General features: G+C 45.7%; 1 protein-coding gene. It reads right to left on the minus strand.

The features are described from left to right. Positions 1-778: 778 nt before the first annotated feature. Positions 779-1,566: glycosyltransferase (locus A33S_RS11650; RefSeq protein WP_037556700.1), on the minus strand; the 788-nt coding region annotated here is incomplete at its 5' end.

A 1,566-nucleotide genomic window follows, 5' to 3' on the forward strand; every position in this document is an offset into this window, starting at 1 on the left:
ATCGCGGGTTTACAGCCATGTCGCGACCTCACTTGGCTCTTATTGCGGGTTTACAGCCATGTCGCGACTCCACTTGGCTCTTATCGCGGGTTTACAGCCATGTCGCGACCTCACTTGGCTCTTATGGTGGTTTTACAGCCATGTCGCGACTCCACTTGGCTCTTATCGCGTAGTTTACAGCCATGTCACGACTTCACTTGGCTCTTATTGCCGTTTTACAGCCATGTCGCGACCTCACTTGGCTCTTATTGCCGTTTTATAGCCATGTCGCGACTTCACTTGGCTCTTATTGCCGTTTTATAGCCATGTCGCGACTCCACTTGGTTCTTATTGCGGATTTACAGCCATGTCGCGACTCCACTTGGCTCTTACGTCGATTTCAGTAGACCATTCCGACGCTATTCGGCTTTTGCGTCGGTTTTACTCTTCCATTCCGACGCTAAAGCCTCGTTTAACAACTTGTCACTACTCCACTAATCGCTAACGCCTCGCTTGCCAACTTGTCACTACACCACTAGTCGCTAACGCCTCGCTTGCCAACTTGTCACTACACCACTAGTCGCTAACGCCTCGCTTGCCAACTTGTCGCGACTCCACTAGTTGCTAACGCCGCGCTTGCCAACTTGTCGCGACTCCACTAGTCGCTAAAGGCGCGCTTGCCAACTTGTCACAACTCCACTAGTTGCTAACGCCTCGCTTAACAGCTTGTGACAACCTCACAAGTCGCCAACAGCCCGCCCGACAACCAACACCTACTCGAACCTACTGAACCTCTACTCTAATTACGGATATTCGTTCGCACACTTCTCGCTTCACGATTGCGCTCCTCGTACTTCAGATTAGAAGCTTGCACAATATAAATCGGTCGTCGCTTAACCTCGTAATAAATCCTACCGATGTACTCACCAACTACACCGATCGAAATCAACTGAATACCGCCAATCAACAGAATAGCAGCAATCGTCGTAAAATAACCAGGCACATTTACGCCTCGCATCAACGTATGAATGAACAAATAAACCAAGTACAACATACTCAACCCAAATATCGAAAGTCCTAAATAAATCATCAAGCGGAGCGGTTTATTATTGAACGAAATCAAACCATCAATCGCATAGTTCAATAAATGCTTAAACGACCATTTCGACTCGCCCGCTTCACGCTCCACATTATCAAACTTAATCACTTTCGTATTATATCCGATCCACTCGAAAAGCCCTTTCGAAAAACGATTATACTCTTCAAGAGACGTTAGAGATTCAACTGCACGTTGACTAAGCAATCTAAAGTCACCGACACCATCTTCTAACTCAATATCTTCAACAAAGTAATTAATCAATTTATAGTACAATTGCGTTGTCTTCTTACGCGTATACTTTTCGCCATCACGATTACGCTTCGCGACAACTTGATCATAGCCTTCTTTATAATGTTTAATCATACCCGGAATTAACTCGGGTGGATGTTGTAAATCCGCATCAATCATTACAACAGCATCACAGTCGACACTATGTTGAAACCCAGCAAACATCGCAGCTTCTTTACCAAAATTTCGGCTAAACGAGA

Origin of the sequence: Staphylococcus massiliensis CCUG 55927 (assembly GCF_000298075.1) — a bacterium.
GTDB lineage: Bacteria > Bacillota > Bacilli > Staphylococcales > Staphylococcaceae > Staphylococcus > Staphylococcus massiliensis.